Here is a 25,352-nt window from a genome sequence, read left to right as displayed (position 1 = left end):
AACCGGCAAAACAAAAGGGGCGCCCGAGGCGCCCCTTCTCTTTAGATCTTTTGCGATCAGCGCTGAGCGATCGGCACATAGTCGCGGAGGGTATGGCCGGTGTAGAGCTGACGCGGACGGCCGATCTTCTGGTGCGGATCCTCGATCATTTCCTTCCACTGTGCGACCCAGCCGACGGTGCGCGCGACGGCGAACAGCACGGTGAACATGGTCGTCGGGAAGCCGAGCGCCTTCAGCGTGATGCCCGAGTAGAAGTCGATGTTCGGGTACAGCTTCTTCTCGATGAAGTACTCGTCGGTCAGGGCGATCTTCTCGAGCTCCATCGCGACGTCGAGCAGCGGATCGTCCTTGATGCCGAGCTCGCCGAGCACCTCATGGCAGGTCTTCTGCATGATCTTGGCGCGCGGATCGTAGTTCTTGTAGACGCGGTGACCGAAGCCCATCAGGCGGAACGGATCGTTCTTGTCCTTCGCGCGGGCGATGAATTCCGGAATACGGTCAACGGAACCGATCTCGGCCAGCATGTTGAGCGCAGCCTCGTTCGCGCCGCCGTGTGCCGGGCCCCACAGGCAGGCAATGCCGGCCGCGATGCAGGCGAATGGGTTGGCGCCCGACGAACCGGCGAGGCGGACGGTCGAGGTGGACGCGTTCTGCTCGTGGTCGGCGTGCAGGATGAAGATGCGTTCCATCGCGCGAGCGAGGATCGGGTTGACCTTGTACTCCTCGCAGGGAACCGCGAAGCACATGTGCAGGAAGTTGGCCGCGAAGGACAGCTCGTTCTTCGGGTAAACGAAAGGCTGTCCGATGTGGTACTTGTAGGCCATCGCTGCGATCGTCGGCATCTTTGCGATCAGGCGGATCGACGCGACCATGCGGTGATGCGGATCGGAGATGTCGGTGGAGTCGTGGTAGAAGGCCGAAAGCGCGCCGACGACACCGCACATGACAGCCATCGGGTGGGCGTCGCGGCGGRAGCCGGKGAAGAAGCGCGACAGCTGCTCGTGCACCATGGTGTGGTGCGTGACGCGGTAGTCGAAGTCTTCCTTCTGCGCCTTGGTCGGCAGCTCGCCGTAGAGGAGCAGGTAGCAGGTCTCGAGGAAGTCGCCGTGCTCGGCGAGCTGCTCGATCGGATAGCCACGGTGCAGCAGGACGCCCTGGTCACCGTCGATGTAGGTGATCTTGGACTCGCAGCTTGCGGTCGAGGTGAAACCCGGATCGTAGGTGAAAGCGCCGGTCTCCTTGTAGAGGGAGCTGATGTCGATGACGTCCGGCCCCACCGTCCCTTGTCGCACCTTGAATTCAGTGGGTTTTCCCTTGAAATCAAGTGTTGCGGCCGTGCTGCTCATGACAATCACCTCTTAAATATGTTTCCCCGCCACCGATCAGTTTCGCTCAGCGAGTTCCTCCGATCGCGGGCCCTAGCTATCCGATTTGGACTGGCCTGCCAAGCTATTCCGACGGGCAGATGTTGCAACGCAAAAATGCAACAGCTGCCCAAAAAGTTATCTTCAGCCTGCGGCCTGATCAGCCAGGCGCGCAATACTTTCATCGCGTCCGAGAACAGCCAGGACGTCGAACACGCCGGGCGAAGTTGAACGTCCCGTAAGGGCCGCGCGGAGCGGTTGCGCGATCTTTCCGAGCTTCAGTCCAGTCTCCTCGGCATAGGCGCGCACGACCGACTCGGTCGATGCCGCGGTCCACTCGCCCAGGGCTTCAAACCGCGGCAGGAGGCCGGCGATCGTGGCGCGCGCATCCGCGTCGAGGATCTGCGTCGCCTTCTCGTCGAGGTTCAGCGGACGCTGCACGAACAGGTACTGGGCGCTGTCCGCCAGCTCCACCAGCGTCTTTGCACGTTCCTTGAGGCCCGGAAGCGCGGCGAGCAGCTTAGCCTTCTGCTCGTCGCTGAGCTCGGTGGGGATTGCGCCGCGCTCCTCGATGTAGGGCAGGGTGCCCAGGAACTGGTCGAGCAGCACCTTGTCGTCGGTGTTGCGCATGTGGATGCCGTTGAGCGCCTCAAGCTTGGCGAAGTCGAAACGGGCGGCGCCCTTGTTGACGTCCACGATGTCGAACCAGCTGATCATGTCCTCGATGGACATGACCTCGTCATCGCCATGGCTCCAGCCCAGGCGGGCGAGGTAGTTCAGCAGCGCCTTGGGCAGATAGCCCATCGCGCGATAGGCTTCGACGCCCAGCGCACCATGGCGCTTCGACAGCTTCGCACCGTCCGAACCATGGATCAGCGGAATGTGCGCCATGACCGGCACGTCCCAGCCCATGGCCTGGTAGATGATGGTCTGACGTGCGGCATTCGTCAGATGGTCGTCGCCGCGAATGATGTGGGTGACGCCCATGTCATGGTCATCAACGACCACGGCTTGCATGTAGGTCGGGTTGCCGTCCGAGCGCAGGATGATGAAATCGTCGAGATCCTTGTTCGGGAAGCGGACCTCGCCCTGCACCTTGTCGTAGACGATCGTCTCGCCTTCCTGAGGCGCCTTGATGCGGATCGCGGGCTTCACGCCGGCCGGTGCCTCGGACGGATCGCGGTCGCGCCAGCGGCCGTCATAGCGCGGCGGGCGTCCCTCTGCGCGAGCCTTCTCGCGCATCTCCTCGAGCTCCTGCGGGGTCGCATAACAGTAATACGCCTTGCCCATGCGGACGAGTTCCTCGGCCACCTCGCGGTGACGGTCGGCGCGCTGATACTGCGAGATCGGCTCGCCTTCCCACTCGAGCCCGAGCCACTTCAGACCGTCGAGGATCGCCCGGGTTGCCGCCTCGGTCGAGCGCTCACGGTCGGTATCCTCGATGCGCAGCAGCATGATGCCGCCGGTGTGGTTGGCATAAAGCCAGTTGAAGAGCGCGGTGCGCGCACCACCAATGTGCAGGAAGCCGGTAGGTGAGGGCGCGAAGCGGGTGACAACCTTGTCGGACACGGGATCCATCCATGAGAAAACTGGCCGTTGAACGGCCGATGGTATTTGTCTGGCGCTCATGTAGCATAGCGACCTCATCGTGCAAGCGCCTACGGGGCTGGGAAACGCGGCATGGGCGGGGAGGAGCATGCGGAAATTGACGAGCGCCGCCTGTTCTTCGGCGGGACCGATCTCGCGCGAACCGATGGTGCCCGGAGCCAAATTTTCGGCAGAAGAGGCCGGATAAGCTGGCGCACGCGCCTCGGAAAGGCCCGCGATTGGACGGATATCACAAGAAGCGCGCGCGGCGTTTGAAGCTGAAATTGATCGCGGGACGCCGTTTCTTTGTATTCCGGTCTTTATTGGTGCCGGGGCGCTCACCTATTTCGCCCTGCCGCACGAGCCCACCCTTCTTCCGCTCACTGCGCTCGTCTTCGGCCTCCTGAGTCTCTGTTGGTGGCTGCGCACACACTTCGCCTGGCGTCTGCTGGCCATGTCAGGGCTGCTCGTTGCCAGCGGTGCTGTGAGCGCCAAGATTGAAACGCTTACAGCAGGCACGCGCATCCTCGGCTCGGAGGTAACCACAAGGCTGACCGGCCGCGTGGAGTTGATCGAGCAACAGGCTTCCGGGCGGGTGAGACTGACGCTTCGGGTCCTCGACACCCGGCGGCCCGTGCTGCGCTATGCGCCGGACATCGTACGTGTCACTGCGAGTTCGATGCCGGAAAATGCCGGAATAGGAGAGGTCATCGAAAGCGTCGTCAGGCTTATCTCGCCCTCGGGTCCGGTACGGCCGTACAGCTATGACTTCTCGTTTCAGAGTTACTTTTCGGGCATCGGTGCAATCGGCTTCTTCATGGGCGCTCCCGAGATTGTGGAGGGCGAGAGGCCCGAGCCGGCCCTCTGGATGCGCGGAATGGCGTGGGTCCAAACCCTACGCCAGAAGATGGCCGCGCGGATCACCGAGACGATTGGCGGTCCGGAAGGAGCCATTGCAGCCGCTCTGATCACCGGCATCCGCGCCGGCATTCCGGAGCAGATCAACGAGGCGCTGCGCATCACTGGCCTCTACCACGTCATTTCAATCTCCGGCCTGCACATGGCCCTTGTCGGCGGCACGCTGATGGTCGCACTGCGCAGCGTCTTCGCGCTCGCTCCCAATTTCGCGATGCGGCGGCCGGTGAAGAAATATGCGGCGGTGATCGCTCTGCTAGCCGCCGCCTTCTACCTGCTCATCTCCGGGGCGGATGTCGCGGCGCAGCGCAGCTTCATCATGCTTGCGGTCATGCTGCTGGCGATCGTGTTCGACCGCGCGGCGCTCACCATGCGCAATCTCGCCATCTCGGCGATCATCATCTTGCTGATCTCGCCGCATGAGGTGGCAGGACCTTCCTTCCAGATGTCTTTCGCAGCAACCGCCGCACTCGTCGCGTCTTACGCTGCCTGGACTAGCTACCGCGCTGGACAGGAGCCGCGACGCCGGCGCAGTACGCCGTCCTTTCCGGGACGAATTGTACGGTACTCCTTCGCCGCTGCCATCGCCCTCGCCGCGACATCGATCATCGCCGGGGGTGCGACGGCCCTTTTTAGCGCGTGGCATTTTCAGCAAGTTTCGCCACTCGGCCTGTTCGCCAATCTTGCGGCGATGCCGATCGTGTCGGTGGTGGTGATGCCGATGGCGGTTGCCGCGTCGATCCTGATGCCGCTCGGGCTTGACGCCCTCCCGCTGCTTGCGATGGGCGAGGGGATCGCGGCGGTTATCACGGTCGCGCAGTGGCTCGCGGAGCGTTCGTTCTACGACTCTACCGGTGCAATTCCCGGCGCTTCTGTCCTCTTGTTGGCCGCTGGCCTCGCAATCCTGACGATGTCGCAGACGTCCCTGCGCTGGCTGGCAGCAGCGCCGATCGCCGCAGGCCTGACAGTACTTGTTCTTGTTGACGCCCGACCGGACGTCCTGATCGCCGAGGACGGCAGGCTCGTTGCGATGCGCCTGTCGGACGGGGCTGTTGCCGTCAACCAGTCGCGACCGCGCGGCTTTGCGCTTGAAAATTGGCAGCGCGCGATGCGGGCAACCACGGTAGTGCGGCCGCAAGCCGAAGACAACTCGCTCGAACACGGCTTCATCTGTTCAGGAAAGACCTGCACCGCCCGCCATGAAAACGGAAACACGATTGTCTACACGGCAGATGAGGACGCGGCACGTGATGCGTGCGGGCTGGCGGCGCTGCTCGTGCTCGCCGATGCTACATCGAGCGATCCCTGCGCGGGCTCAGGCACGTTGACGCTCACCACGCGCGATCTGGCGTTATACGGTGCAGCCGAAGTTCGATTTGACGCGCAAGGTCGGGCGCAAATCCGGCACGCCATCAGCATGCCATACCGGCCGTGGCATGATCATCGCCGCTTCTCGCGGGCTGCGCGCGGATTGCCTGAACGAACGACGGCCACACAAGGTGCGGCCGGCGCGAACAGTGAAACTAAGGAAACGGTTCAGTAGCGACGGATGAGGCCGACCAGCCTGCCCTGGACCTTCACTCGGTCCGGCCCAAAAATGCGGGTCTCATAGGCCGGGTTCGCAGCTTCCAGCGCAATCGAGTCGCCCTTCCGGCGGAAACGCTTGAGCGTTGCTTCCTCGTCATCGACGAGGGCGACGACGATGTCGCCTGGGGTTGCCGATGAGGTGTTTCGGATGATCACCGTGTCGCCATCGAAGATGCCGGCCTCGATCATCGAGTCGCCCTTGACTTCGAGCGCATAGTGCTCGCCGCCGCGCAGCATGTCCGGTGGCACGGCAATCGAATGGGTCTGCAGCTGAATCGCGCTGATCGGAACGCCCGCTGCAATGCGACCCATCACCGGAATGGCGATGCCGGATGCGGCATCGTCATTGCTCGGAACCTGCACGCGCGCAGGCTCCGGCGCCTTGCCCAAGCTGCCCTGGATCACGCTCGGCGAGAATTTTTTCGCTGAGTTGAGGCCCGGCGCGATCGAGTCGGGAAGGCGCAGAACCTCGAGGGCGCGCGCCCGGTTAGGTAGGCGGCGGATAAAGCCGCGTTCCTCAAGGGCGGTGATCAGGCGGTGAATGCCCGACTTGGACGCAAGGTCCAGCGCCTCCTTCATTTCATCGAATGAAGGAGGAATGCCCGTCTCCTTCAACCGCTCATGGATGAAGAGAAGCAGTTCGTGTTGCTTGCGCGTAAGCATCGGGCGCCCCTTGGAATCAGAAAAACAAACCCTGAACAAAACACTATATGTTCCATTTGTGTTCCGCAATCATTAATAGGCGCGCGCCCTGCTGCACGAGACGACGAGTTGTGGCACAAGGTGCTTCGATTGAAGTTCCAGGGGAGGGGCTGGTGGAACCAAGAGTCTTTGATGATCGGCTTTGTGCGCTTGGCGAGGGGCCGCTGTGGCATCCGGACAGGGAGCAGCTTTTCTGGGTCGACATCGTCGGCCAGAAGCTGCGGTCGCGGAAGGAGGAGAAGGTCTTCGAGTGGACTTTCGATGTGCCGGTCTCCGCCCTCGGCTGGATCGACCACGACAACCTGCTTGTAGCGGGGGCTGGCGGCCTGATGCGCTTTAATATCGAAAGCGGCTCGCGGGAGACGATCTGCCGGATCGAGCCGGATCGGCCAGATCTGCGCACCAATGACGGTCGGGCAGACCCGAAAGGGGGCTTCTGGATCGGTACGATGGGACGCAGGGCGGAACCGGGCTTAGGCACCATCTACCGCTACTATCGGGGCGAACTGCGAGCCCTCTACACGGGTATTGATATTCCCAACGCCACCTGCTTTTCGCCGGATGGCAAGTTCGCCTGTTTTGCTGATAGCCGGGAGCGCATCATCTGGCGCCAGGCACTGGACCGGGACGGCTGGCCGACGGGCGACCGGACGATTTTCCTCGACCTGCGGCAGGTCGCGACAAGTCCAGATGGAGCCATCTTCGATGCGGATGGCTTCCTCTGGGTGGCGTGTTGGGCGAAATCCTCCGTCGCGCGCTATGCGCCGAACGGACTCGAGGATCTCAGGATCGAGCTTCCGGTGAGCCAGATCACGTGTCCGGCCTTCGGTGGCCCGAACTGGTCCACGCTTTTCGTGACCACTGCGCAGGAAGGTTTATCTGCAGAAGCGCTTGCGAGCCAGCCGCTCGCTGGCGCCGTCTTTGCGGTCGAAACCGGGCTTAGGGGACAGCCTGATCCAAGGGTGATCCTTTAGCGGAAACTGGAGACCGGAGCCTTTGTCATTGATGGTGCCATGAAACCGCTCAAAATGCGGTGGTATGGGGCATTCATTGGTGGCCGAGTCTTGACCCGGTCGGAACGCGGATGCGACACATCAGATTGATGGGCGTCCGCTGCAGATTGGCCTCCATCTGATCAGGCGACGGAAAGCGATGAAAAAGACACTCGAACCGCAGGAACCGCGTTGGCTCGGCTCCGCCACTCCGACGCGGATCGCGCTGGTACCGCCTCTTTCGGCGGCGCGGTGGCTGCTGGTGCTGGTGTTTGCAGCCGGCATCTACTTCTTCCATGGCTTTCTGGTACCAGTCCTGGCGGCCCTGGTGATCGGTTTCGCCAGCTGGCCGGTCTACAGCGACCTGCTGCGCCGTTGCGGCAACAATCGCCCACTAGCGGCTTCGATCGCAATTGCGCTGATCCTTACCTTCCTCGTCGTGCCGGTGGTGCTCGCCATCAGTTACACGATCAAGGAAGTCGGCGTCTGGTTCACCTGGGCGGTGGAGGCAAACCGCACCGGCTCACCGCCGCCTGAATGGATGATCACCCTGCCGGGCGGCATCGGGCCGTGGCTCGACGAGCAGTGGCAGCGCTACATCGGCCATCCGGGCGCGCTGGGCGAACTGGTGCAGATCGTCAGCGGCGCGAATATCGGCTCGATCTACCGCGCCGTGCTTGCTGCCGGCACCGGTCTCTTCGACCTCCTGCTAACGCTGCTCTTCATGCTGATCGCGCTGTTCTTCGTCTACAAGGACGGGGAGAACTTCGTGAAGCAGGTGGACACGCTGGGCGAGCGGATCCTGCCGATGCGCTGGGAGCGCATTTCGCGCGTGGTCCCGGCGACGATCAGCTCGACCGTCATGGGCATGACGCTGATCGCGATCGGCGAGGGCATCGTTCTCGGCACGGCCTACTGGATCGCGGGCGTGCCCTCGCCGGTTACCCTTGGCGTCATCACCGGCGTCATGGCCCTCATCCCCGGCGGTGCGCCGCTCAGCTTCACGCTGGTCTCTCTCTATCTGGTTGCGTCTGGTTCACCCTTTGCCGGCCTTGGCCTGTTCGCCTGGGGTTCGATCGAACTCTTCATCGTCGACAAGACGCTGCGCCCGAAACTCGTGGGCGGGCCGATCAAGCTGCCGTTCCTGCCAACCTTCTTTGGCCTGATCGGTGGCGTGAAGACCATGGGCTTCCTTGGCCTGTTCATCGGGCCGGTGCTGATGGCGTTGCTGGTAGCTATCTGGCGCGAATGGCTGCATGAAATGCAGGCTTCTCCCGCCCCCGTCACGGTGGAAGTGCCGGAGGAAGAGTCCGTCAAGTCTACCCTTGCGGCAGGTTCGGGCGGGGCATGATCTTTGGCGCGGTTGCGCCAAGCCGACGCAGTATCCCAATTTTTCGGCATAAGGGGTTGACTGGGCGGCTGAATCTACGGCTTTTCAAATAATCCGGTCCCCCAACTCCCCTTTTGCCGAATCACGCGGAATGACTGACGCGAACCTGCTACTATTTTTGGTGTTGCTGCCGTTCGCAGGCAGCGTAGCGGCTTCGTTGCTTCCCCGGAACGCGCGCAACGCTGAGGCCTGGTTGTCGGGGCTGGTTTCGCTTGCAGCATTTACGATCACGGCCTTCCTGTACCCTGCAGTCAGGGAAGGCGGCGTGATCCGCCGCGAGGCGCAGTGGCTGCCGGAGCTAGGCGTCAATTTCACCCTGCGCATGGACGGTTTCGGCTGGATGTTTTCGGTGCTGATCACCGGCATTGGCCTGCTCGTCGTCATCTACGCACGCTACTACATGTCGCCGAAGGACCCTGTGCCGCGGTTCTTCTCGTTCTTGCTCGCTTTCATGGGTTCCATGCAGGGCCTGGTTATTGCCGGCAACCTGATCGTGCTGGCGATCTTCTGGGAACTGACCAGCATCGTCTCCTTCCTGCTCATCAGCTACTGGCACCACAACCAGGCGGCGCGTGACGGCGCGCGAATGGCGCTGACGATCACGGGCATTGGTGGACTCGCGCTGCTCGTCGGCCTGATGCTCATCGGCCATATCGTCGGCAGCTACGATCTCGACGTTGTGCTCGCCTCGGGCGACAAGATCCGCGGGCACGAACTCTATTCGACTGCCCTTGTGCTGATCCTGCTCGGGGCACTGACGAAAAGCGCGCAATTCCCTTTTCACTTCTGGTTGCCCAACGCGATGGCGGCGCCGACGCCCGTGTCTGCCTACCTGCACTCGGCAACGATGGTGAAGGCTGGCGTCTTCTTGTTGGCCCGACTATGGCCGGTTCTGTCGGGCACCGATGAGTGGTTTTTCCTTGTCGGTCTGACCGGCATGGCGACGCTGATGCTGGGTGCGTTCTATGCGATCTTCCAGCAAGACCTGAAGGGTCTGCTGGCCTATTCCACCATCAGCCATCTGGGCCTCATCACGACGCTGCTGAGCCTCGGCAGCCCGCTCGCTGCGGTTGCGGCCATCTTCCACATGATCAACCACGCCACCTTCAAGGCGTCGCTGTTCATGGCCGCCGGCATCATCGACCACGAGGCGGGTACACGCGACATGCGCCGGCTGTCCGGCCTGTTTTCATTCCTGCCGATAACGGCAACGCTGGCGATGGTGGCAAGTGCCGCGATGGCGGGCGTGCCGCTTCTGAACGGCTTCCTGTCGAAGGAAATGTTCTTCGCCGAGACGCTGGAGAAGCATCACGGGTCGATCCTCGACGGACTTGCACCCTATGCCGCAACGATCGCAAGCACCTTCGCGGTGACCTATTCGGTGCGGTTCATCCATACCGTTTTCTTTGGGCCAAAGCCCGTCGACCTGCCACATGAGCCGCACGAGCCGCCGCACTGGATGCGTCTGCCGATCGAGCTCCTGGTGCTCATCTGCCTGATTGTCGGCATTGTGCCGAGCATCACCATCGGGCCGTACCTGCACACCGCCGTCGTGGCAGTGCTTGGCAGTGAGACGCCCGACTACAGCCTTGCCGTGTGGCATGGCCTCAATACACCGCTGATCATGAGCGTCATCGCGCTGGTAGGCGGCACGGCGCTCTATCTTGCGCTGCGCCGCTACCTTGCCACCTGCGAAGACGGCACGCCGTTCCTGCGCAACCTCAAGGGCCAGCGCATCTTCGAGCGTATCCTGGTCACCATCTCCTGGCGCTGGGCGCGCTGGATCGAGGCCAATCTGGGCACGCGCCGTCTGCAGCCGCAACTGCGGCTTGTCGTCTTTGCCGCCTTCGTGGCGGGGCTGGTTCCGCTATTCCGGGGCGGGTTCCGTCTGCCGAACGTCAGCTTCGACGGCCTCGACCCGACCTTTGCCGCCTTCTGGGCGGTGGGCATCGTCTGCGCGCTGGGCGCAGCTTATCAGGCCAAGTACCACCGCCTGGCCGCGCTCATCCTGATGGGCGGTGCTGGCATCGTAACCTGCATCACCTTCATCTGGTTCTCCGCGCCGGACCTTGCCGTCACGCAGCTCGTGGTCGAGGTGGTGACGACGGTTCTCATCCTGCTTGGTCTGCGTTGGCTGCCGAAGCGTCTCGAAGAAGTGGATAACTCCGTTCGTCCGATGGACCGCATGCGCCGTCACCGCGACTTCGGCCTTGCCGTCATCTGCGGTGTCGGCATGGCGATACTCGCCTACGCGATGATGAAGCGGCCGGAGACGGATACGATCGCCAATTTCTTCCTGGAGAACGCTTACTCCGAGGGCGGCGGCAAGAACGTCGTCAACGTGATCCTGGTCGACTTCCGTGGCTTCGATACCTTTGGCGAAATCACCGTGCTCGGCATCGTTGCGCTCACCGTTTTCGCCCTGCTTCGCCGCTACCGACCGGCGGCGGACAGCGTTGGCGTTCCGGAGCAGCAGCGCATCCAGAACATGTACGACGACGCGCGCCCGGACCGGGAGATCGGGTCGACTGTCCGCGACTACCTGATGGTGCCCTCCGTGCTGATGCAGTGGATGTTCCCGGTGATCATCCTGCTCGCTGCCTTCCTGTTCCTGCGCGGACACGACCTGCCGGGCGGCGGCTTTGCGGCCGGCGTGACGATGGCAATCGGCTTCCTGCTGCAATATCTCGGCGGCGGTACACGCTGGGTCGAGGATCGCCTGCGTATCCTGCCCGTGCGCTGGATCGCCTTTGGCCTGATGGCGGCCGCCGTCACGGGCTTGGGTGCGTGGCTGTTCGGCATGCCGTTCCTGACCACCTACTTCCAGTACACCGAGATTCCGCTGATCGGTAAGGTGCCGACGGCGAGCGCACTGCTGTTCGACCTCGGCGTGTTCTCTCTTGTTGTCGGCGCCACCGTGCTCATCCTTATTGCGCTGGCTCACCAGTCGGTCCGCAGCTACCGCGTCCGTGCCGTCGAAGCCGCGAAGGCGGAGGAGGACGCCTGATGGAACTCGTCCTCTCGCTCGGCATCGGCGTGCTTGTGGCTTCCGGCGTGTGGCTGCTGCTGCGCCCGCGCACCTACCAGGTCATCATCGGCCTCTCGCTGCTGGGCTACGCCGTCAATCTCTTCATTTTCTCGATGGGACGGCTGAAGTCCAACGCGGCCCCCGTTGTGCCGGGCGCTGAAGTCGACCCGTCGGCTTTTGCTGATCCGATCCCCCAAGCGCTGGTGCTGACGGCGATCGTGATCGGCTTTGCAACAACGGCCCTGTTCCTCGTCGTGCTCCTTGCTGCCCGCGGCTTCACCGGCACCGATCATGTTGACGGCAGGGAGCCCGAAAGATGATCCCTGCACCCGAACACCTTGTCATCCTGCCGATCGTGCTGCCGCTAGTGGCTGGCGCGCTGCTGCTGTTCTTCAACGACCAGGAGCGCGTGCTGAAGGCAACGATCACGATCGGCACGGCGGTGGCACTGCTCATTGTCGCGATCCTGCTGCTGCGGATCGCGCATGCAGATGGCAGGCCCGGTGACGGGCGCGTCGTCGTCTACCTGCTCGGCAACTGGCCGCCTCCGTTCGCAATCGTGCTGGTGCTGGACCGCCTCGCGGCGATGATGCTGGCGCTGACTGCCGTCCTCGCCATTCCGGCGCTCGTCTTTTCGATCGTGCGCTGGCAGAAGGCCGGTCCGAATTATCACACGCTGTTCCTGTTCCTGCTGATGGGCCTCAATGGCTCGTTCCTGACGGGCGATCTGTTCAACCTCTTCGTCTTCTTCGAGGTGATGCTCGCCGCGTCCTACGGGCTCGTGTTGCACAGCTCAGGCTCGCTGCGAGTGAGGGCTGGTCTGCACTACATCGCGATCAATCTGGCGGCGTCGCTGCTGTTTCTGATCGGCGTTGCCATGATCTACGGCGTCACCGGTACGCTGAACATGGCCGACCTCGCGCTCCGGATCCCCAAGGTCGCGCCCGAAAGCATGATGATGCTTGAGGCGGGTGCGGGCATTCTTGGCATCGCCTTCCTGATCAAGGCAGGCATGTGGCCATTGTCCTTCTGGCTGCCGACTACCTACACCGCTGCGCCGGCGCCGGTCGCCGCAATCATGGCGATCATGAGCAAGGTCGGCGTCTACGTCATCCTGCGACTGTCACTGCTGTTCTTCACCAAGGAAACGGTGTCGTTCGGCTTCGGCACAAACGTGCTGTTGCTCGGCGGAATCCTGACCATTACCTTTGGTGCTATCGGCGTTCTTGCCTCGCAATCGCTCGGCCGGCTTGCCGGCTTCTCCGTGCTGGTCTCCTCCGGAACGCTGCTTGCCTCGCTGGGCCTCTTCGAGGTTGGCGTCACAGCGGGCGCTCTGCTGTACCTCGTCAGTTCGACCATCGCGATCAGCGCCTTCTTCCTGCTGATCGAGCTCGTCGAGCGCGGGCAGGACCAGTTCGCGAACGTTCTTGCGGTGACGGTCGAAGCCTTCGGCGAGGGCGAGGAAGACGAGGATGTCGAGGAAGAGGTTGGCGTGACCATACCGGGCACACTCGCGATCCTTGGCATCAGCTTTGGCGCCTGTGCCCTCCTGCTGGCAGGCCTGCCGCCGCTGCCTGGCTTCGTCGCCAAGTTCATCATCATCGACGCGAGCTTCAATCACGGCGCGCTTGGTGACGCAGCCACGATCCCCTCGGCCGCGTGGTGGCTCGCGACGTTCCTGGTTCTGTCGGGTCTCGCGTCGCTGATCTCGATGAGCCGCGCCGGTATCCGCACTTTCTGGGCGCCGGTCGATGTGGTCATCCCGCGCGTCCAGCTGATGGAAATCATCCCGATCGGCGTCCTGCTTGCGCTGACGCTGGCCCTGACTGTCCAGGCTGGCCCGATCATGCGCTTCATGCAGGCGACGGCTGACAATCTGCACGATCCGCGCATCTACATCGAGAGCGTGGTCGACGCGCCTCGTGCGATGCCCCGCGGCCGGGAGGGCACGCGATGAAGCGCTTCTTCCCGTTCCCGCTGCTGCTCGTCTCGCTGGTGCTGATGTGGCTGGCGCTGACCAGCCTCTCGCTCGGAAACCTGATCGTCGGCATCCTCGTCGCGCTGATGGCGGTGCATGGCTTTGCAGCGCTTCAACCGTCGCGTCCGAAGATCAAGAAGTGGCATCTCGTACCAAAGCTGATCGGCGTGGTGCTGCTCGACATTCTGCGCTCCAACATCGCGGTGGCGACGATCATACTGCAGGGCCGCCGCCGGCAGCGGAAGTCCGGCTTCCTGACAATTCCGCTCGACCTGCGTGATCCAACAGGGCTTGCTATCCTTTCTGTGATCATCACGAGCACACCGGGGACAGCCTGGATGGACTACAATTCGGCGCGTGGGGAGGTGCTTCTGCACGTCTTCGACCTCGTCGATGAGGCGGACTGGCTCGATACCATCAAGAACCGGTACGAGCACCTGCTGCGGGAGATCTTCGAATGAGCGAGATGATCGTTGTATTCGCGGTCTGGGTTGCGCACGGCGCGCTCGCGCTTGCTATGATTTTCGCAATGGCGCGGATGATGCGTGGCCCGCGCGCGCAGGACCGCGTGCTCGGCCTCGACACGCTCTACGTGAACTCGATGCTGCAGCTGCTGGTATTCGGCATCCGCACCGGAAGCACCTTCTATTTCGAAGCCGCCCTTATCATCGGCGTCCTTGGATTCGTGGCGACGGCAGCACTGGCAAAGTTCCTCATGCGCGGCGAGGTGATCGAATGAGCATGCCTCACGCCGCTGACCTGCCGCTCTGGGCGGCGATCCTGGTCGCCGCGTTCCTGGTGATCGGCGCCGGCCTGACGCTGATCGGTTCGTTCGGCTTCTGGCGCCTGCGTTCGTTCTACGACCGGGTGCATGCGCCCACCCTTGGCACAAGCTGGGGCACGGGCGGGATCGTCTTCGCGTCGATGATCTACTTCACCGTTCTTGAATTGCGACCGGTGGTGCACGAAATCTTGATCGGCATTTTCGTGACGGTCACGATGCCGGTGACGCTGATGCTGCTTGCCCGTGCGGCCATCTACCGTGATCGCGCCGAGCAGAATCCGGACGTGCCGGCGATGGAATCGGCGCGAGGAAGGCTGGAAGAAGCATCGGCAGGCAGCGAGACCGATAGCCGTCTGCAGAATGGGATCTAGATGTTTCCGCATGGCCGGTCGGGACGCCGCAGCGGCACTGATCTGCCTGTGGCTTCGTCGGGGAGGGTGACATGCAGTCCATCACTCGCCACATCATCACCGGGGTCCTGACGATCATCCCGCTCGGGGTGACCGCCTGGATTGTCTCGTTCGTAGTGGATATGCTGGTGTGGGCCGGACGTCCCGCAACCTTCGCACTGGCGGGTGTGTTGCATCCGACCATGCCCGATGTGGCGGAGCTGTTGCTTGCCGGCTGGTTCCAGTCCGGCGTCGCCCTGGTGCTCGCGCTTCTCTTTCTCTTCCTTCTCGGCAAGACCTCTAACGCCGTGGTCGGACGACGTGTGCTGCGCGCGCTGGACAGGCTGGTCGAGCGCCTCCCGTTTGCCCGAACCGTCTATGGTGCGACCCAGACCCTGATCCGCTCGCTGGGAGGCGACGGAACGCCCACCGGACAGCGCGTTGTTCTGATCGAGTTTCCCTCCGAAAGCATGCGCGCCGTCGGCATCGTGACGCGCATCTTTCCGGAAAGCGACCATCACCCGGAACTTGCGGCCGTCTATGTGCCGACGACGCCGAACCCGACGTCAGGCTTTGTCGAGCTCGTTCCGACATCACGCCTCGTCTGGCTTGACTGGACCAAGAACGACGCCATGGCCTTCATCGTTTCGGGCGGTTCGATGGCCCCGGAAAACGTTCCGCTCAGCTGGCCCCAGCTGAACCAGAACGTCGTTATTCCTGATGCTGCACTAGCTGTGAGCGCTCAAAGCCGAGCACGACGAACAGAGCCATCACAAACGGGATGATCAGGTAGAGTAGGCGAAACACCAGCAGGGCCGCCAGCACGTCCGCCGGATCCATTTCCGACAGCCCCGTGATGAAGACCAGCTCAAGCACGCCAAGGCCGCCCGGGGCGTGCGAGATCAGCGCCGCCGAAAACGAGATCAGGAAGATGCCGAGCACGACGATGTAGCCGGGATTTCCCGCCTCCGGCAGTGCAAAATAGATGATGGCGGCAGCACCGATCAGCTCCAGCGGCGCAATCAGGAGTTGGCGCCAGACGATCGACAGGTTCGGATAGTGGATCTCGATCTTGCCGAGCTTCAGCGGACGCAGCTTCAGCGCGCTGCCGAGAACGTAAAGCCCAACGATTGCCAGCAGCGCGATACCTGTCGCCGAAGTTGCTGACACTGGCAGCACGTCGACGAAACGCTCGGTCAGTTCCGGCTCTAGGATGAGCACGATTCCCGTCAGCATCAGGGTGCCAAGGGCGAATGTGAACGAGCAGAACGCCACCAGCACGCCGACTTCGGCCGCGCTCAAACCCTTCGCGGAGTAGGCGCGGTAGCGGACGACGGAGCCCGAGAAGACAGATGCGCCAATATTGTGCGACAGCGCATAGGTCGTGAACGAGCAGACCGTCATGTAGAGCCAGCCGACGCGGCGGCGCAGGTGAAGCAGGGCCAGGTGGTCATAGCCGGCAAGAGCGGCGTAGGCGAGGAGGGTCGCGGCGATCGAAAGAAGCCAGTGGCGTATCGTTATAGCTGTCAGGCTGTCCCAAAGCTCATCGAGTGAGAGACCTCGAAGCTCGTGGTAGAGAAGCCAGATCGAAAACGCGACGGCTCCAACTCCGACCACAGGCCAAAAATACTTGCTCACATACTTCACCGGCACCTATCCCCTTCAGTGGCGAGCCGTCCGTCAACCGCCGCCACGCCCCATTTCCCCGGAGGTCGCCAAGCGACCGATTCTTATGGTTGGCCCCGGCATTCAGCCTGAGAAACCGGGACGTCGTGAACGGCGACGGAAGGCGAGGGAACCCTCGTGAATCCTCACCGCCACCCTGAGTAACATAGCGGGATTTCAGGAGATGAAAGGGAAAAAGCGCCTCGATCCGGGCGCCCGTGCGCATTTTTCGCGGCCGACCAGCGGGAGCCTGAGAGGCTGCTAAAACGCAGGGTTGCGTCAGCGCAGCATCAGCACCTTGCAGGGGTCACCGGCATCGGCCGGAGGAGCATGCGGCTCGCGGATGATCAGCGCATTGGCTTCCGCGAGCGTCTTCAGCATCGACGAATCCTGCGTCGGGAACGGGGTCGCAACCAACTGATCGCCATGATGCTCGGCGCTCGCCACGACAGCGCGGACATAATCGCGACGCGACTCGTTTGCCCCCATTGGTGTGCCAAGGACCGCGCTGCGGATATCGTGCTCGTAGGCCTGGCCGGTGAGGGCGGCGACGAGCGGTTTCAGGAACAGATGCCCGCAGACGATGCTCGAGACGGGATTGCCCGGAAGGCCCAGCACGCGCAGTTCGCCGAGGCGGCCGTACATCAGCGGCTTGCCCGGACGCATGGCGATCTTCCAGAAGTCGAGTTCCATGCCGGCAGCACCGAGCGCGTCCTTGACGAGGTCATGGTCGCCAACAGATGCCCCGCCAAGAGTGACGAGAATATCCGCTCCGGACTCCCGGGCGCGACGGATTGCGTCATCCAGCGCGCCGAGATCGTCGCTGACGATGCCAAGGTCGATCGATCGTCCGCCAGCCTGCTGCACCAGCGCCATGATGGCGTAGGTGTTCGAGGCGACGATCTGGTCAGGTCCGGGCGTTGCACCGGGTGCAACGAGTTCGGTGCCAGTGGCAAGGATTGCCACGACCGGCGTTCTGGCGACGTCCAGCACCGGATGATTGGCTGCTGCAGCAAGCGCCAGGGCGGCGGCGTCGAGAACACGTCCCGCTGCCAGCAGCTTCTCGCCTTCGGAAAAGTCGAGGCCCGCCTTGCGGATGTGCCTGCCGCGTGCGGTGGCTTCCGTCGCTTCGATCCGCCCGTCCTCATGGACGATCGCATCTTCCTGCAGCAGGATGGTGTCGGCGCCCTCCGGCACCGGTGCGCCGGTAAAAATGCGGACGGCTTCACCCGGCTGCAACGTGCCTGAATATCGTTTGCCCGCGACGGATTCGCCTGCCGGACGGAGATAGGCCGGGAGCGTGGCAATGTCTTCTGCGCGGACGGCATAGCCATCCATGGCGGATGCGGGAAATGGCGGCTGGGTGCGGCGCGCATGGAGGTCGGAGGCGAGAACTCGGCCAACCGCTTCGGCGAGAGGCACCTGCTCAGAGCCAAGCGGTTCTACGCCGGCCAGAAGCCTCTGCAGTGCCTCGTCCACCGGAAGAGGCTGCGCCATGTCACTCGTTCTCCGACCGGCGAAAGTCGCCCGACTTGCCGCCTGTCTTCTCCATCAGGCGGATGTCGGAAATGACCATCGCCTTGTCGACGGCCTTTGCCATGTCGTAGATCGTCAGGCACGCCACCGACACGGCGGTGAGCGCTTCCATCTCGACGCCAGTCTTGCCGCTGACGCGCGCAAGCGCCGTGACCCTGAGGCCCGGCAGGGCCTCATCAGGCTCGATCTCGACCGCGACCTTGTTGAGGAGGAGCGGATGGCAAAGTGGGATCAGCTCGTGCGTCTTCTTGGCCGCCATGATGCCGGCAATGCGCGCTGCGCCAAGCACGTCACCCTTCTTCGCGTCGCCCGCCAGGATCGTGTCGAGCGTCTCGGGCTTCATGATGACCGCGCCCTCGGCTACGGCAGTGCGCACCGTGTCCGCCTTGTCGCCGACGTCGACCATGTTGGCCTCGCCGGATGCGCCGAGGTGGGTCAGCTTGCTCATGTCACGCCGCGATCCGCTGTCCGAGCAGCGTCTGCGTGGCAAGTGTCACGTCTTCCTGGCGCATCAGGCTTTCGCCGACCAGGAAGGTCGAGATGTTGACGCGCGAAAGGCGCACGCAGTCGTCATGAGTGAAGATGCCGCTCTCGCCGACGATGATCTTGTCCTGCGGGATGAGCTTTGCCAGCCGTTCAGACGTTTCGAGAGACACCTCGAAGGTGCGTAGGTTGCGGTTGTTGATACCGACCAGGGGCGAGGTGAGGGACTTGAGCGCACGCTCAAGCTCTTCCTCGTCATGCACCTCTATCAGCACGTCCATACCGGTCTCGAACGCCGTCTCTTCGAGCGCCTTCGCCTCGTCGTCCGACAGGCTCGCCATGATGATGAGGATCGCGTCGGCGCCCCAGCTGCGGGCCTCGTAGACCTGATATGGCTCGAACATGAAGTCCTTGCGCAACGCAGGCAGCGAGCAGGCCTCGCGGGCGGCGGTGAGGAATTCAGGCGCGCCCTGGAACGAGGGCTTGTCGGTCAGGACGGAGAGGCAAGCCGCACCACCCGCCTCGTATGCCTTTGCGAGCGCCGGGGGATCGAAATCGGGACGGATCAGGCCCTTCGACGGGCTCGCCTTCTTGATCTCGGCGATGAGCGCGAAGGCGCCATGCGCGTGCTTGGCCTCCAGTGCCTTACGAAAGCCGCGGGCAGGGGCGACGTCGGCAGCACGAGCCTTGACCTCAGCGAGCGGAAGGGCTGCCTTCGCGGCAGCGATTTCCTCGCGCTTGTAGGCTTCGATCTTGCGCAGGATGTCGGTCATGCCTTGCCGCCCCGGTTTGACACTTCGATCAGCTTCTCGAGCTTTGCCTGAGCGGCGCCGCTGTCGATAGCCTCTGTCGCGAGTTTGATACCTTCGCTCAGATCCCCAGCCTTTGCAGCCACGACCAGCGCGGCAGCGGCGTTTAGCACCGCGATATCACGATACGGGCACTTCTCACCTGCGAGAACCCCGCGCAGCGCCCTCGCATTGTGCTCTGCATCGGCACCCTTGAGGTCAGCCTGCGTGACGCGGGCGAGGCCAACTTGTTCGGGTGTAACCTCGAAGGTGCGAATTTCGCCGTTGCGAACCTCTGCGACCTGCGTTGTACCGGCCGTGGTCATCTCATCCAGGCCCTCGCCATGGACAACCCATGCAGACGTCGCGCCAAGGCCCTTCAGCACCTCGGCGATCGGCACCACCCATTGCGGCGAGAACACGCCGACCAGCTGCCGGGTTACGCCTGCCGGGTTGGCGAGCGGTCCGAGGAGATTGAAGATCGTGCGCGTACCGAGTTCAACGCGGCTTGGCCCCACATGGCGCATCGCCGAATGGTGGGCCGGTGCGAACATGAAGCCGACGCCGGCTTGGTAGATGCACTCGGAAATCGCGTCGGGGCCGATCTCGATGTTGACGCCAAGCGCCGCAAGCGCATCGGCTGCCCCCGACTTGGAGGAGAGGGCGCGGTTGCCATGCTTGGCGACCGGAACTCCTGCACCTGCCACAATGAAAGCCGCGCAGGTCGAGACGTTGTAGGAGCCCGAAGCGTCGCCGCCGGTGCCGACGATGTCGACGGCATCGGTTGGCGCCTTAACCGGCAGCATCTTTGCGCGCATCGTCGCGACGGCGCCGGAGATTTCATCGACCGTCTCGCCGCGGGTACGCAGCGCCATCAGAAAGCCGCCGATCTGGCTCGGCGTCGCCTCGCCGGACATCATGATGTCGAAGGCGTCGCGCGCTTCCTCGAAGGTCAGCGGCTGCCCGTTCGCCACCTTGGCAATGTGCGCCTTGAAATCGCTCATCTGGCCGCCCCTCAGAAACTCAGTGCTTGCTGAATCGCACTGCGATCAACGCTAATCGAGTACTGCCCCTGCAACTTCGCGACAAGTTGGTCGATCAGGTCATCCGAAAGTCCGGCCGCGAGCGCATCCTTAGTCTGCTGGTTGATCGCCTCCGCGGTCGCGTTCATCGGCTGGACGGTTTCGAGGACGCGGAAGACAATCTGCGTGCCTTCTTCCGGGCCTTCGACAACGCCGCTTTCGCCGGAAGCAACGCCGAACGCGGCCGCTACACCGGCCTGGCCGATGCCTGCATCGTTGGCGTCACGCTTGAGGCCGCGGCGGGTCTGCAGCTCGACGCCGAGCTCCTGCGCGATCGCGGCAAAGTCCTCACCATCTGCCACGCGCTTCTGGATGGCAGCGGCACGTTCACCGAGACGAACCTCGGCTTCCTGCGTGGTCCAGTCGGCAACGACCTGGTCACGGACTTCGGCGAGTTCGCGGTCGCGGGCAGGGGTGACACCTTCGACCTCGTAGAAGAGGAAGCCGTTCGAACCCAGCGGGATGGACGGGTTCTCGACGCCGACTTCGGTATCAAATGCCTCGCGCAGCAGCGTGCTCGATTCCGGCAGGTCGGTCAGGATCGTGCCGTCCGGGGTCTTGCCGGTGCGGTCCACCGCCTCGATGGTGACGACTTCGAGCTGTTGGCGGGTTGCCGCTTCGCGCATCGTCTCGCCGGCGGCGCGCGCATCCTCGTAGGCGTCGTGCACTTCCATCAGGACTTCATTGGCCTCGGCAAGCGCGATTTCGCTGCGGATCTGGTCGGCGACTTCCTCGAACGGCTTGATTATGGCCGGGGTGATCTCGGTTACACGGACCAGCACCGGGCCGAAGGCGCCCTGGACGATCTCGCTGACCTCGCCCTGCTTGAGGGCAAAAGCTGCCTCGCCGATTGCCGGATCAGCAACGCGTTCCTTTTCGAAGGTGCCGAGCAGCGCGTCCTTCAGTGTCTTGCCCTCGGCGGCGACGATGTCCTCGAACGAGGTACCGGCGCGGATCTTGTCGAGCGCAGCCTGTGCCGCATCCTCGTTGGCGAAGACGATCTGCTCGATCGTACGCTTTTCCGGCGTGGTGAAGCGGGCGATGGTCTGGTCGAAGTGCTTCTTGGCATCTTCGTCTGTGACGGCGGCCGGATCGGCAATCGCCTCCGGCTCGAGCTTAACGTAGGAAATCTTGCGATATTCCGGCGCTGCGTATTCCGCCTTGTGCTCGTTGAAGTAGGCGGTAACCTGCTCTTCGGTCGGCGCAGGCACCGGCTCGACCAGCGGGCGGCTCAGCCCGACGTATTCAACAGTGCGGTCCTCGCCCTGGTAGAGCGCCATCGCCTTCAGGAAGGTGTCGGGCGTCGTCAGGCCATCAGAGACCGCCTCGACGATCTGCTGGCGAATCGCGACCTGCTCGCGGTTCTTGAGGTAGTCGTTTGGCGACATACCGACCTGGCGCAGCACCCACTCGAACTGGGCGCGGTCGAAGCGGCCGTCGGCGGTGCGGAAGGCCGGGTCCTCTGCCGTCAGCGCAGCAAGCCGGTCACGCGACAGGCCAAGGCGCATCTCGCGAGCCTGCTCGTCGAGCACTGCGCCAGCAACGAGCTGCGCCAGCACCTGGTTGTCGACGCCGAAGGCCTGCGCCTGCTCGCGGGTCAGCGGCGCGCCGAACTGCTGCGAGAGCTGGCGGATCTGCCGGTCATAGGCGAGGCGGTATTCGAGGATCGAGACGCGGGTCTTGCCAACCTCGACGACGTAGGAGCCGAGCCCACCAAAGATCTGGCCGGAAATGCCCCAGACTGCAAAGCTCAGCACGAGAATGACGAGGAGCAGTTTTGAGACCCAGGTACCAGCTGCGTTTCTAAGAATGGTGAGCATGTCGTTTCCCGGTTAGTGCCTAATACCGAGCGGAATGGCCGCGCTTCGGCAATACCGTCCTTCCCCGCCGGTGTCGATTGCTTTGTGTCCTGATTTTGATAGGAAAGCCCAGCGTCACCGCCAATTGAAGGGATTATGCTCGATGACACCCGGAATTCGTCCGCTCGTGGCAGGAAACTGGAAGATGAACGGTACGAGCGCATCGCTCACGGAACTGGCCGCGATCGCCAGCGGATTTTCAGGCGGACTCGAGGCGGAAGCGGACGCGCTGATTTGCGTGCCGGCAACATTGCTGTCGCGCGCCAGCGACGTCTTGTCGAAGAGCGTGGTTCGCTCGGGCGGCCAGGACTGCCATGCGAACGAGTCCGGCGCGCACACCGGTGACGTCTCAGCGGAGATGCTGAAGGACGCGGGCGCGGCGTTCGTGATCGTTGGCCATTCCGAGCGCCGAACCGATCATGGCGAAACCGACGAAGTCGTTCGCGACAAGGCATCTGCAGCCTGGCGCGCGGGTCTGGTGGCGATCATCTGCATCGGCGAGACTGAGGCGCAGCGCCGGGCAGGGGAGACGCTTGCGGTTCTTTCCCGCCAGATCCAGGGCTCCGTGCCGGCCGGCGCAACCGCACCGACAACGGTGATCGCCTATGAGCCCGTCTGGGCCATCGGCACCGGCCTTACGCCGTCGGCTGCAGACGTCGAGGAAGCCCATGCCCACATCCGCGCCGAGCTTGCGAAGGTGATGGGCGACGAAGCGGCAAAGACGCGCATCCTCTATGGCGGCTCGGTGAAGCCTTCCAACGCCAGGGAACTGATGGCCGTCGCAAATGTGGATGGCGCGCTTGTCGGCGGCGCCAGCCTCAAGGCTTCGGACTTTCTTGGTATTGCGGAAGCCTACCGTTCGATATAGGCAGATTGCCTGACAGGTCCGCGTGGATTTCGACGGGGGCCTTTTTTGAGACGCATTGCGTCCCAATATGATTGGAAAACGCGACGAAGCCGTGTAAGGAGCCGCGTGGCTGCCGCGCAAGTTTGCGCGTGGCCCGTGAACAACGCTGGAAGTGAGCCATGCAGACAGTCCTTATCGTCATCCATCTGATGGTCGTCCTCGCTCTGGTCGGGGTCGTGCTCCTGCAGCGTTCGGAGGGTGGCGGTCTTGGCATCGGCGGTGGCTCCGGCTTCATGACGGCGCGCGGCGCGGCGAACGCGCTGACCCGCACCACGGCCATTCTAGCGGTCGCGTTCTTTGCGACCTCGCTGGCACTCTCTCTGCTTGCTCGGTACCAGGAGCAGCCGGTCAACATTCTCGATCGTCTTCCGACCACGGAACAGGGTCAGACGGGCGGCGCAGGCATTCTCGATCAGCTTGGGCCGTCGGAGACGCCGGCGGAACAGCCGGCCCAGCCGCAGGTGCCTTCGGGCCAGTAAGGTCCTGAAAGATCGATAAGAGCGCAGGGCCGGCGCGCGTCGGCCCTTTTCTTTTGTGAAAACTTGAACAGGAAATTGCTCCCTGTGAGCATTTTTCGCTGGCGGAATCAAAACCAGAAGGCTAAGCGACGACTCCCATGGCGCGATATGTTTTCATCACCGGCGGCGTGGTCTCCTCACTCGGCAAAGGCATCGCTGCAGCGGCTCTCGGAGCCCTGTTGCAGGCGCGTGGCTACCGTGTCCGGATCCGCAAGCTTGATCCCTACCTGAATGTCGATCCGGGGACGATGAGCCCCTACCAGCACGGCGAGGTGTTCGTCACCGACGATGGTGCCGAAACCGACCTCGACCTCGGTCACTACGAGCGCTTTACCGGCCGCTCCGCGACCCGGCAGGACAGCATCACCACGGGCCGCATCTACCAGAACATCATCGAACGTGAGCGCCGCGGTGACTATCTCGGCGCGACCGTGCAGGTCATCCCGCACGTCACCGACGAGATCAAGAACTTCATTCTCGACGGCAACGACGACTTCGACTTCGTGCTCTGCGAGATCGGCGGCACCGTCGGCGACATCGAGGCGATGCCGTTCCTCGAGGCGATCCGCCAGCTGGGCAACGAGCTACCGCGCGGCGGAGCCGTCTACATCCACCTGACGCTGATGCCGTGGATTCCGTCGGCAGGCGAACTCAAGACCAAGCCGACGCAGCACTCTGTCAAGGAGCTCCGCTCGATCGGTATCGCGCCGGACATCCTGCTCGTTCGCGCCGACCGTCCGATCCCGAAGGAAGAGCGCCGCAAGCTGTCGCTGTTCTGCAACGTCCGCGAGAGCTCCGTCATCCAGGCGCTGGACGTCGCGCACATCTACGACGTGCCGAATGCTTACCATCGCGAAGGCCTCGACAACGAGGTTCTGTCCGCCTTCGGCATCGACCCGGCTCCGAAGCCGCGCCTTGAGCGCTGGAAGGAAGTCACCGACCGGATCCACAATCCGGAAGGCGAGGTTACGATCGCCGTAGTCGGCAAGTACACCGGCCTCAAAGACGCCTACAAGTCGCTGATCGAAGCGCTCTCGCACGGTGGCCTTGCCAACCGCGTCCGCGTCAAGCTGGAGTGGATCGAGTCCGAGATCTTCGAAAAGGAAGATCCGGCGCCGTACCTCGAAAAAGTCCACGGCATCCTCGTTCCCGGTGGCTTTGGCGAGCGCGGCTCCGAGGGCAAGATCCTTGCCGCGAAATTCGCGCGTGAGCGCAAGGTGCCGTATTTCGGTATCTGCTTCGGCATGCAGATGGCGTGCATCGAAGCAGCCCGTTCGCTGGCCGGCATCAAGAACGCCTCGTCGACCGAGTTTGGCGAGACGTCGGAGCCGGTCGTTGGCCTGATGACCGAATGGCTGCGCGGCAACATGCTTGAGAAGCGCCGCGCCAGCGGTGACCTTGGCGGCACCATGCGTCTCGGCGCCTATCCGTCGGTCCTCAAGGAAGGTTCCAAGATCGCGCAGATCTATGGCGCGACCGAGATTTCCGAGCGTCACCGCCACCGCTATGAGGTGAACGTCGACTACCGCGCGCGCCTTGAGGAGTGCGGCCTGGTCTTTTCCGGCATGTCGCCGGACGGCGTGCTGCCGGAGACGGTCGAATATGCGGACCATCCGTGGTTCATCGGCGTCCAGTACCATCCGGAACTGAAGTCGCGCCCGCTGGAGCCGCATCCGCTGTTCTCGAGCTTCATCGCCGCGGCAGTCGAGCAGAGCCGTCTGGTCTGATAGACAAGCCGCACAGGCGGCCCAAAGACAGGATCTCAAAGGCGTCGCAGGAAACCTGCGGCGCCTTTTGC

General features: G+C 63.2%; 22 protein-coding genes. 13 read left to right on the top strand and 9 right to left on the bottom strand.

Annotation, left to right across the window (positions count from 1 at the left end):
- Positions 1-56 precede the first annotated feature (56 nt).
- Positions 57-1,346, bottom strand: coding sequence for a citrate synthase (gltA, locus tag L610_RS10920; protein WP_144705052.1), 1,290 nt, complete (start codon positions 1,344-1,346; stop codon positions 57-59).
- Positions 1,347-1,508: 162 nt separating this feature from the next.
- Positions 1,509-2,933, bottom strand: a complete 1,425-nt coding sequence (gene gltX, locus L610_RS10915; protein WP_144705048.1) for a glutamate--tRNA ligase — start codon at positions 2,931-2,933, stop codon at positions 1,509-1,511.
- A gap of 256 nt (positions 2,934-3,189) precedes the next feature.
- Here gltX and L610_RS10910 point away from each other — a divergent pair, with 256 nt between their 5' ends.
- Positions 3,190-5,409 (top strand): ComEC/Rec2 family competence protein, encoded by a 2,220-nt coding sequence (locus L610_RS10910; RefSeq protein WP_144705045.1) that lies wholly within the window; start codon positions 3,190-3,192, stop codon positions 5,407-5,409.
- Here L610_RS10910 and lexA read toward each other — a convergent pair.
- Positions 5,403-6,116 (bottom strand): transcriptional repressor LexA, encoded by a 714-nt coding sequence (gene lexA, locus L610_RS10905; protein ID WP_144705042.1) that lies wholly within the window; start codon positions 6,114-6,116, stop codon positions 5,403-5,405. The two genes, L610_RS10910 and lexA, sit on opposite strands and share 7 nt — an antisense overlap.
- Positions 6,117-6,268: 152 nt before the next feature.
- Here lexA and L610_RS10900 point away from each other — a divergent pair, with 152 nt between their 5' ends.
- The 9 genes from L610_RS10900 (at position 6,269) to L610_RS10860 (ending at position 15,501) form a co-directional block, all read left to right on the top strand.
- Complete coding sequence (locus L610_RS10900) at positions 6,269-7,129, top strand: SMP-30/gluconolactonase/LRE family protein (protein WP_246658982.1); 861 nt, start codon at positions 6,269-6,271, stop codon at positions 7,127-7,129.
- A gap of 178 nt (positions 7,130-7,307) precedes the next feature.
- A complete protein-coding gene (locus tag L610_RS10895) occupies positions 7,308-8,498 on the top strand; it encodes an AI-2E family transporter (RefSeq protein ID WP_144705036.1) in 1,191 nt (396 codons plus the stop codon).
- A 130-nt stretch (positions 8,499-8,628) separates the two neighbouring features.
- Positions 8,629-11,544 carry a monovalent cation/H+ antiporter subunit A gene (locus L610_RS10890; RefSeq protein ID WP_144705033.1) on the top strand — a complete coding sequence of 972 codons (2,916 nt, stop codon included), beginning with the start codon at positions 8,629-8,631 and terminating at the stop codon, positions 11,542-11,544.
- Positions 11,544-11,885 (top strand): Na+/H+ antiporter subunit C, encoded by a 342-nt coding sequence (locus L610_RS10885; protein WP_144705030.1) that lies wholly within the window; start codon positions 11,544-11,546, stop codon positions 11,883-11,885. Before L610_RS10890 ends, L610_RS10885 begins: the two co-directional genes overlap by 1 nt.
- A complete protein-coding gene (locus L610_RS10880) occupies positions 11,882-13,522 on the top strand; it encodes a monovalent cation/H+ antiporter subunit D (protein WP_144705027.1) in 1,641 nt (546 codons plus the stop codon). Before L610_RS10885 ends, L610_RS10880 begins: the two co-directional genes overlap by 4 nt.
- Positions 13,519-14,004: a Na+/H+ antiporter subunit E gene (locus L610_RS10875; protein ID WP_144705024.1), complete on the top strand. Its 486-nt coding sequence runs from the start codon at positions 13,519-13,521 to the stop codon at positions 14,002-14,004. Before L610_RS10880 ends, L610_RS10875 begins: the two co-directional genes overlap by 4 nt.
- Positions 14,001-14,282, top strand: a complete 282-nt coding sequence (locus L610_RS10870) for a K+/H+ antiporter subunit F (protein ID WP_024846818.1) — start codon at positions 14,001-14,003, stop codon at positions 14,280-14,282. The genes L610_RS10875 and L610_RS10870 overlap by 4 nt, the downstream gene beginning before the upstream one ends.
- Positions 14,283-14,284: 2 nt before the next feature.
- Positions 14,285-14,698 (top strand): monovalent cation/H(+) antiporter subunit G, encoded by a 414-nt coding sequence (gene mnhG / locus L610_RS10865; protein ID WP_144705110.1) that lies wholly within the window; start codon positions 14,285-14,287, stop codon positions 14,696-14,698.
- Between the two features lie 71 nt (positions 14,699-14,769).
- Positions 14,770-15,501, top strand: a complete 732-nt coding sequence (locus L610_RS10860; RefSeq protein ID WP_144705021.1) for a DUF502 domain-containing protein — start codon at positions 14,770-14,772, stop codon at positions 15,499-15,501.
- On the opposite strand, the gene L610_RS10855 is transcribed toward L610_RS10860, so the two are convergent.
- The 6 genes from L610_RS10855 to L610_RS10830 form a co-directional block, all read right to left on the bottom strand.
- The gene (locus L610_RS10855; RefSeq protein WP_144705018.1) at positions 15,428-16,363 is read right to left on the bottom strand and encodes a lysylphosphatidylglycerol synthase domain-containing protein; all 936 of its coding nucleotides are present in this window, start codon (positions 16,361-16,363) and stop codon (positions 15,428-15,430) included. The two genes, L610_RS10860 and L610_RS10855, sit on opposite strands and share 74 nt — an antisense overlap.
- A gap of 297 nt (positions 16,364-16,660) precedes the next feature.
- Entirely contained in the window at positions 16,661-17,878 is a 1,218-nt protein-coding gene (gene glp, locus L610_RS10850) for a gephyrin-like molybdotransferase Glp (protein ID WP_144705015.1), read from the bottom strand.
- A gap of 1 nt (position 17,879) precedes the next feature.
- Entirely contained in the window at positions 17,880-18,365 is a 486-nt protein-coding gene (gene moaC, locus L610_RS10845) for a cyclic pyranopterin monophosphate synthase MoaC (protein ID WP_144705012.1), read from the bottom strand.
- Between the two features lies 1 nt (position 18,366).
- Positions 18,367-19,173, bottom strand: a complete 807-nt coding sequence (gene trpC, locus L610_RS10840; RefSeq protein ID WP_144705009.1) for an indole-3-glycerol phosphate synthase TrpC — start codon at positions 19,171-19,173, stop codon at positions 18,367-18,369.
- Complete coding sequence (trpD, locus tag L610_RS10835; protein ID WP_144705006.1) at positions 19,170-20,192, bottom strand: anthranilate phosphoribosyltransferase; 1,023 nt, start codon at positions 20,190-20,192, stop codon at positions 19,170-19,172. The genes trpC and trpD overlap by 4 nt, the downstream gene beginning before the upstream one ends.
- 11 nt (positions 20,193-20,203) lie before the next feature.
- Complete coding sequence (locus tag L610_RS10830) at positions 20,204-22,090, bottom strand: SurA N-terminal domain-containing protein (RefSeq protein WP_144705003.1); 1,887 nt, start codon at positions 22,088-22,090, stop codon at positions 20,204-20,206.
- Positions 22,091-22,232: 142 nt separating this feature from the next.
- On the opposite strand from L610_RS10830, the gene tpiA reads away from it, so the two are divergent.
- From tpiA to L610_RS10815, 3 genes are all read left to right on the top strand, one after another.
- Positions 22,233-22,997, top strand: a complete 765-nt coding sequence (tpiA, locus tag L610_RS10825; RefSeq protein WP_144705000.1) for a triose-phosphate isomerase — start codon at positions 22,233-22,235, stop codon at positions 22,995-22,997.
- 158 nt (positions 22,998-23,155) lie between these two features.
- On the top strand, positions 23,156-23,515 hold the full coding sequence (secG, locus tag L610_RS10820) for a preprotein translocase subunit SecG (RefSeq protein WP_144704997.1): 360 nt from the start codon (positions 23,156-23,158) through the stop codon (positions 23,513-23,515).
- A gap of 137 nt (positions 23,516-23,652) precedes the next feature.
- Positions 23,653-25,281 carry a CTP synthase gene (locus L610_RS10815; protein ID WP_024846829.1) on the top strand — a complete coding sequence of 543 codons (1,629 nt, stop codon included), beginning with the start codon at positions 23,653-23,655 and terminating at the stop codon, positions 25,279-25,281.
- The last annotated feature ends 71 nt before the right edge of the window (positions 25,282-25,352 follow it).

The organism is Aminobacter sp. J44 (genome assembly GCF_007829415.1).
Lineage (GTDB): Bacteria > Pseudomonadota > Alphaproteobacteria > Rhizobiales > Rhizobiaceae > Aerobium.
This window is presented reverse-complemented; position numbering and strand designations above follow the sequence as displayed.

Excerpts from the sequence above, each read along its gene's own strand:
- lexA (WP_144705042.1), bottom strand. The coding sequence starts at position 6,116 with ATGCTTACGCGCAAGCAACACGAACTGCTTCTCTTCATCCATGAGCGG.
- L610_RS10895 (WP_144705036.1), top strand. The coding sequence starts at position 7,308 with ATGAAAAAGACACTCGAACCGCAGGAACCGCGTTGGCTCGGCTCCGCC.
- L610_RS10890 (WP_144705033.1), top strand. The coding sequence starts at position 8,629 with ATGACTGACGCGAACCTGCTACTATTTTTGGTGTTGCTGCCGTTCGCA.
- L610_RS10885 (WP_144705030.1), top strand. The coding sequence starts at position 11,544 with ATGGAACTCGTCCTCTCGCTCGGCATCGGCGTGCTTGTGGCTTCCGGC.
- L610_RS10880 (WP_144705027.1), top strand. The coding sequence starts at position 11,882 with ATGATCCCTGCACCCGAACACCTTGTCATCCTGCCGATCGTGCTGCCG.
- L610_RS10875 (WP_144705024.1), top strand. The coding sequence starts at position 13,519 with ATGAAGCGCTTCTTCCCGTTCCCGCTGCTGCTCGTCTCGCTGGTGCTG.
- L610_RS10870 (WP_024846818.1), top strand. The coding sequence starts at position 14,001 with ATGAGCGAGATGATCGTTGTATTCGCGGTCTGGGTTGCGCACGGCGCG.
- mnhG (WP_144705110.1), top strand. The coding sequence starts at position 14,285 with ATGCCTCACGCCGCTGACCTGCCGCTCTGGGCGGCGATCCTGGTCGCC.
- L610_RS10860 (WP_144705021.1), top strand. The coding sequence starts at position 14,770 with ATGCAGTCCATCACTCGCCACATCATCACCGGGGTCCTGACGATCATC.
- glp (WP_144705015.1), bottom strand. The coding sequence starts at position 17,878 with ATGGCGCAGCCTCTTCCGGTGGACGAGGCACTGCAGAGGCTTCTGGCC.
- moaC (WP_144705012.1), bottom strand. The coding sequence starts at position 18,365 with ATGAGCAAGCTGACCCACCTCGGCGCATCCGGCGAGGCCAACATGGTC.
- trpC (WP_144705009.1), bottom strand. The coding sequence starts at position 19,173 with ATGACCGACATCCTGCGCAAGATCGAAGCCTACAAGCGCGAGGAAATC.
- trpD (WP_144705006.1), bottom strand. The coding sequence starts at position 20,192 with ATGAGCGATTTCAAGGCGCACATTGCCAAGGTGGCGAACGGGCAGCCG.
- L610_RS10830 (WP_144705003.1), bottom strand. The coding sequence starts at position 22,090 with ATGCTCACCATTCTTAGAAACGCAGCTGGTACCTGGGTCTCAAAACTG.
- tpiA (WP_144705000.1), top strand. The coding sequence starts at position 22,233 with ATGACACCCGGAATTCGTCCGCTCGTGGCAGGAAACTGGAAGATGAAC.
- secG (WP_144704997.1), top strand. The coding sequence starts at position 23,156 with ATGCAGACAGTCCTTATCGTCATCCATCTGATGGTCGTCCTCGCTCTG.
- L610_RS10815 (WP_024846829.1), top strand. The coding sequence starts at position 23,653 with ATGGCGCGATATGTTTTCATCACCGGCGGCGTGGTCTCCTCACTCGGC.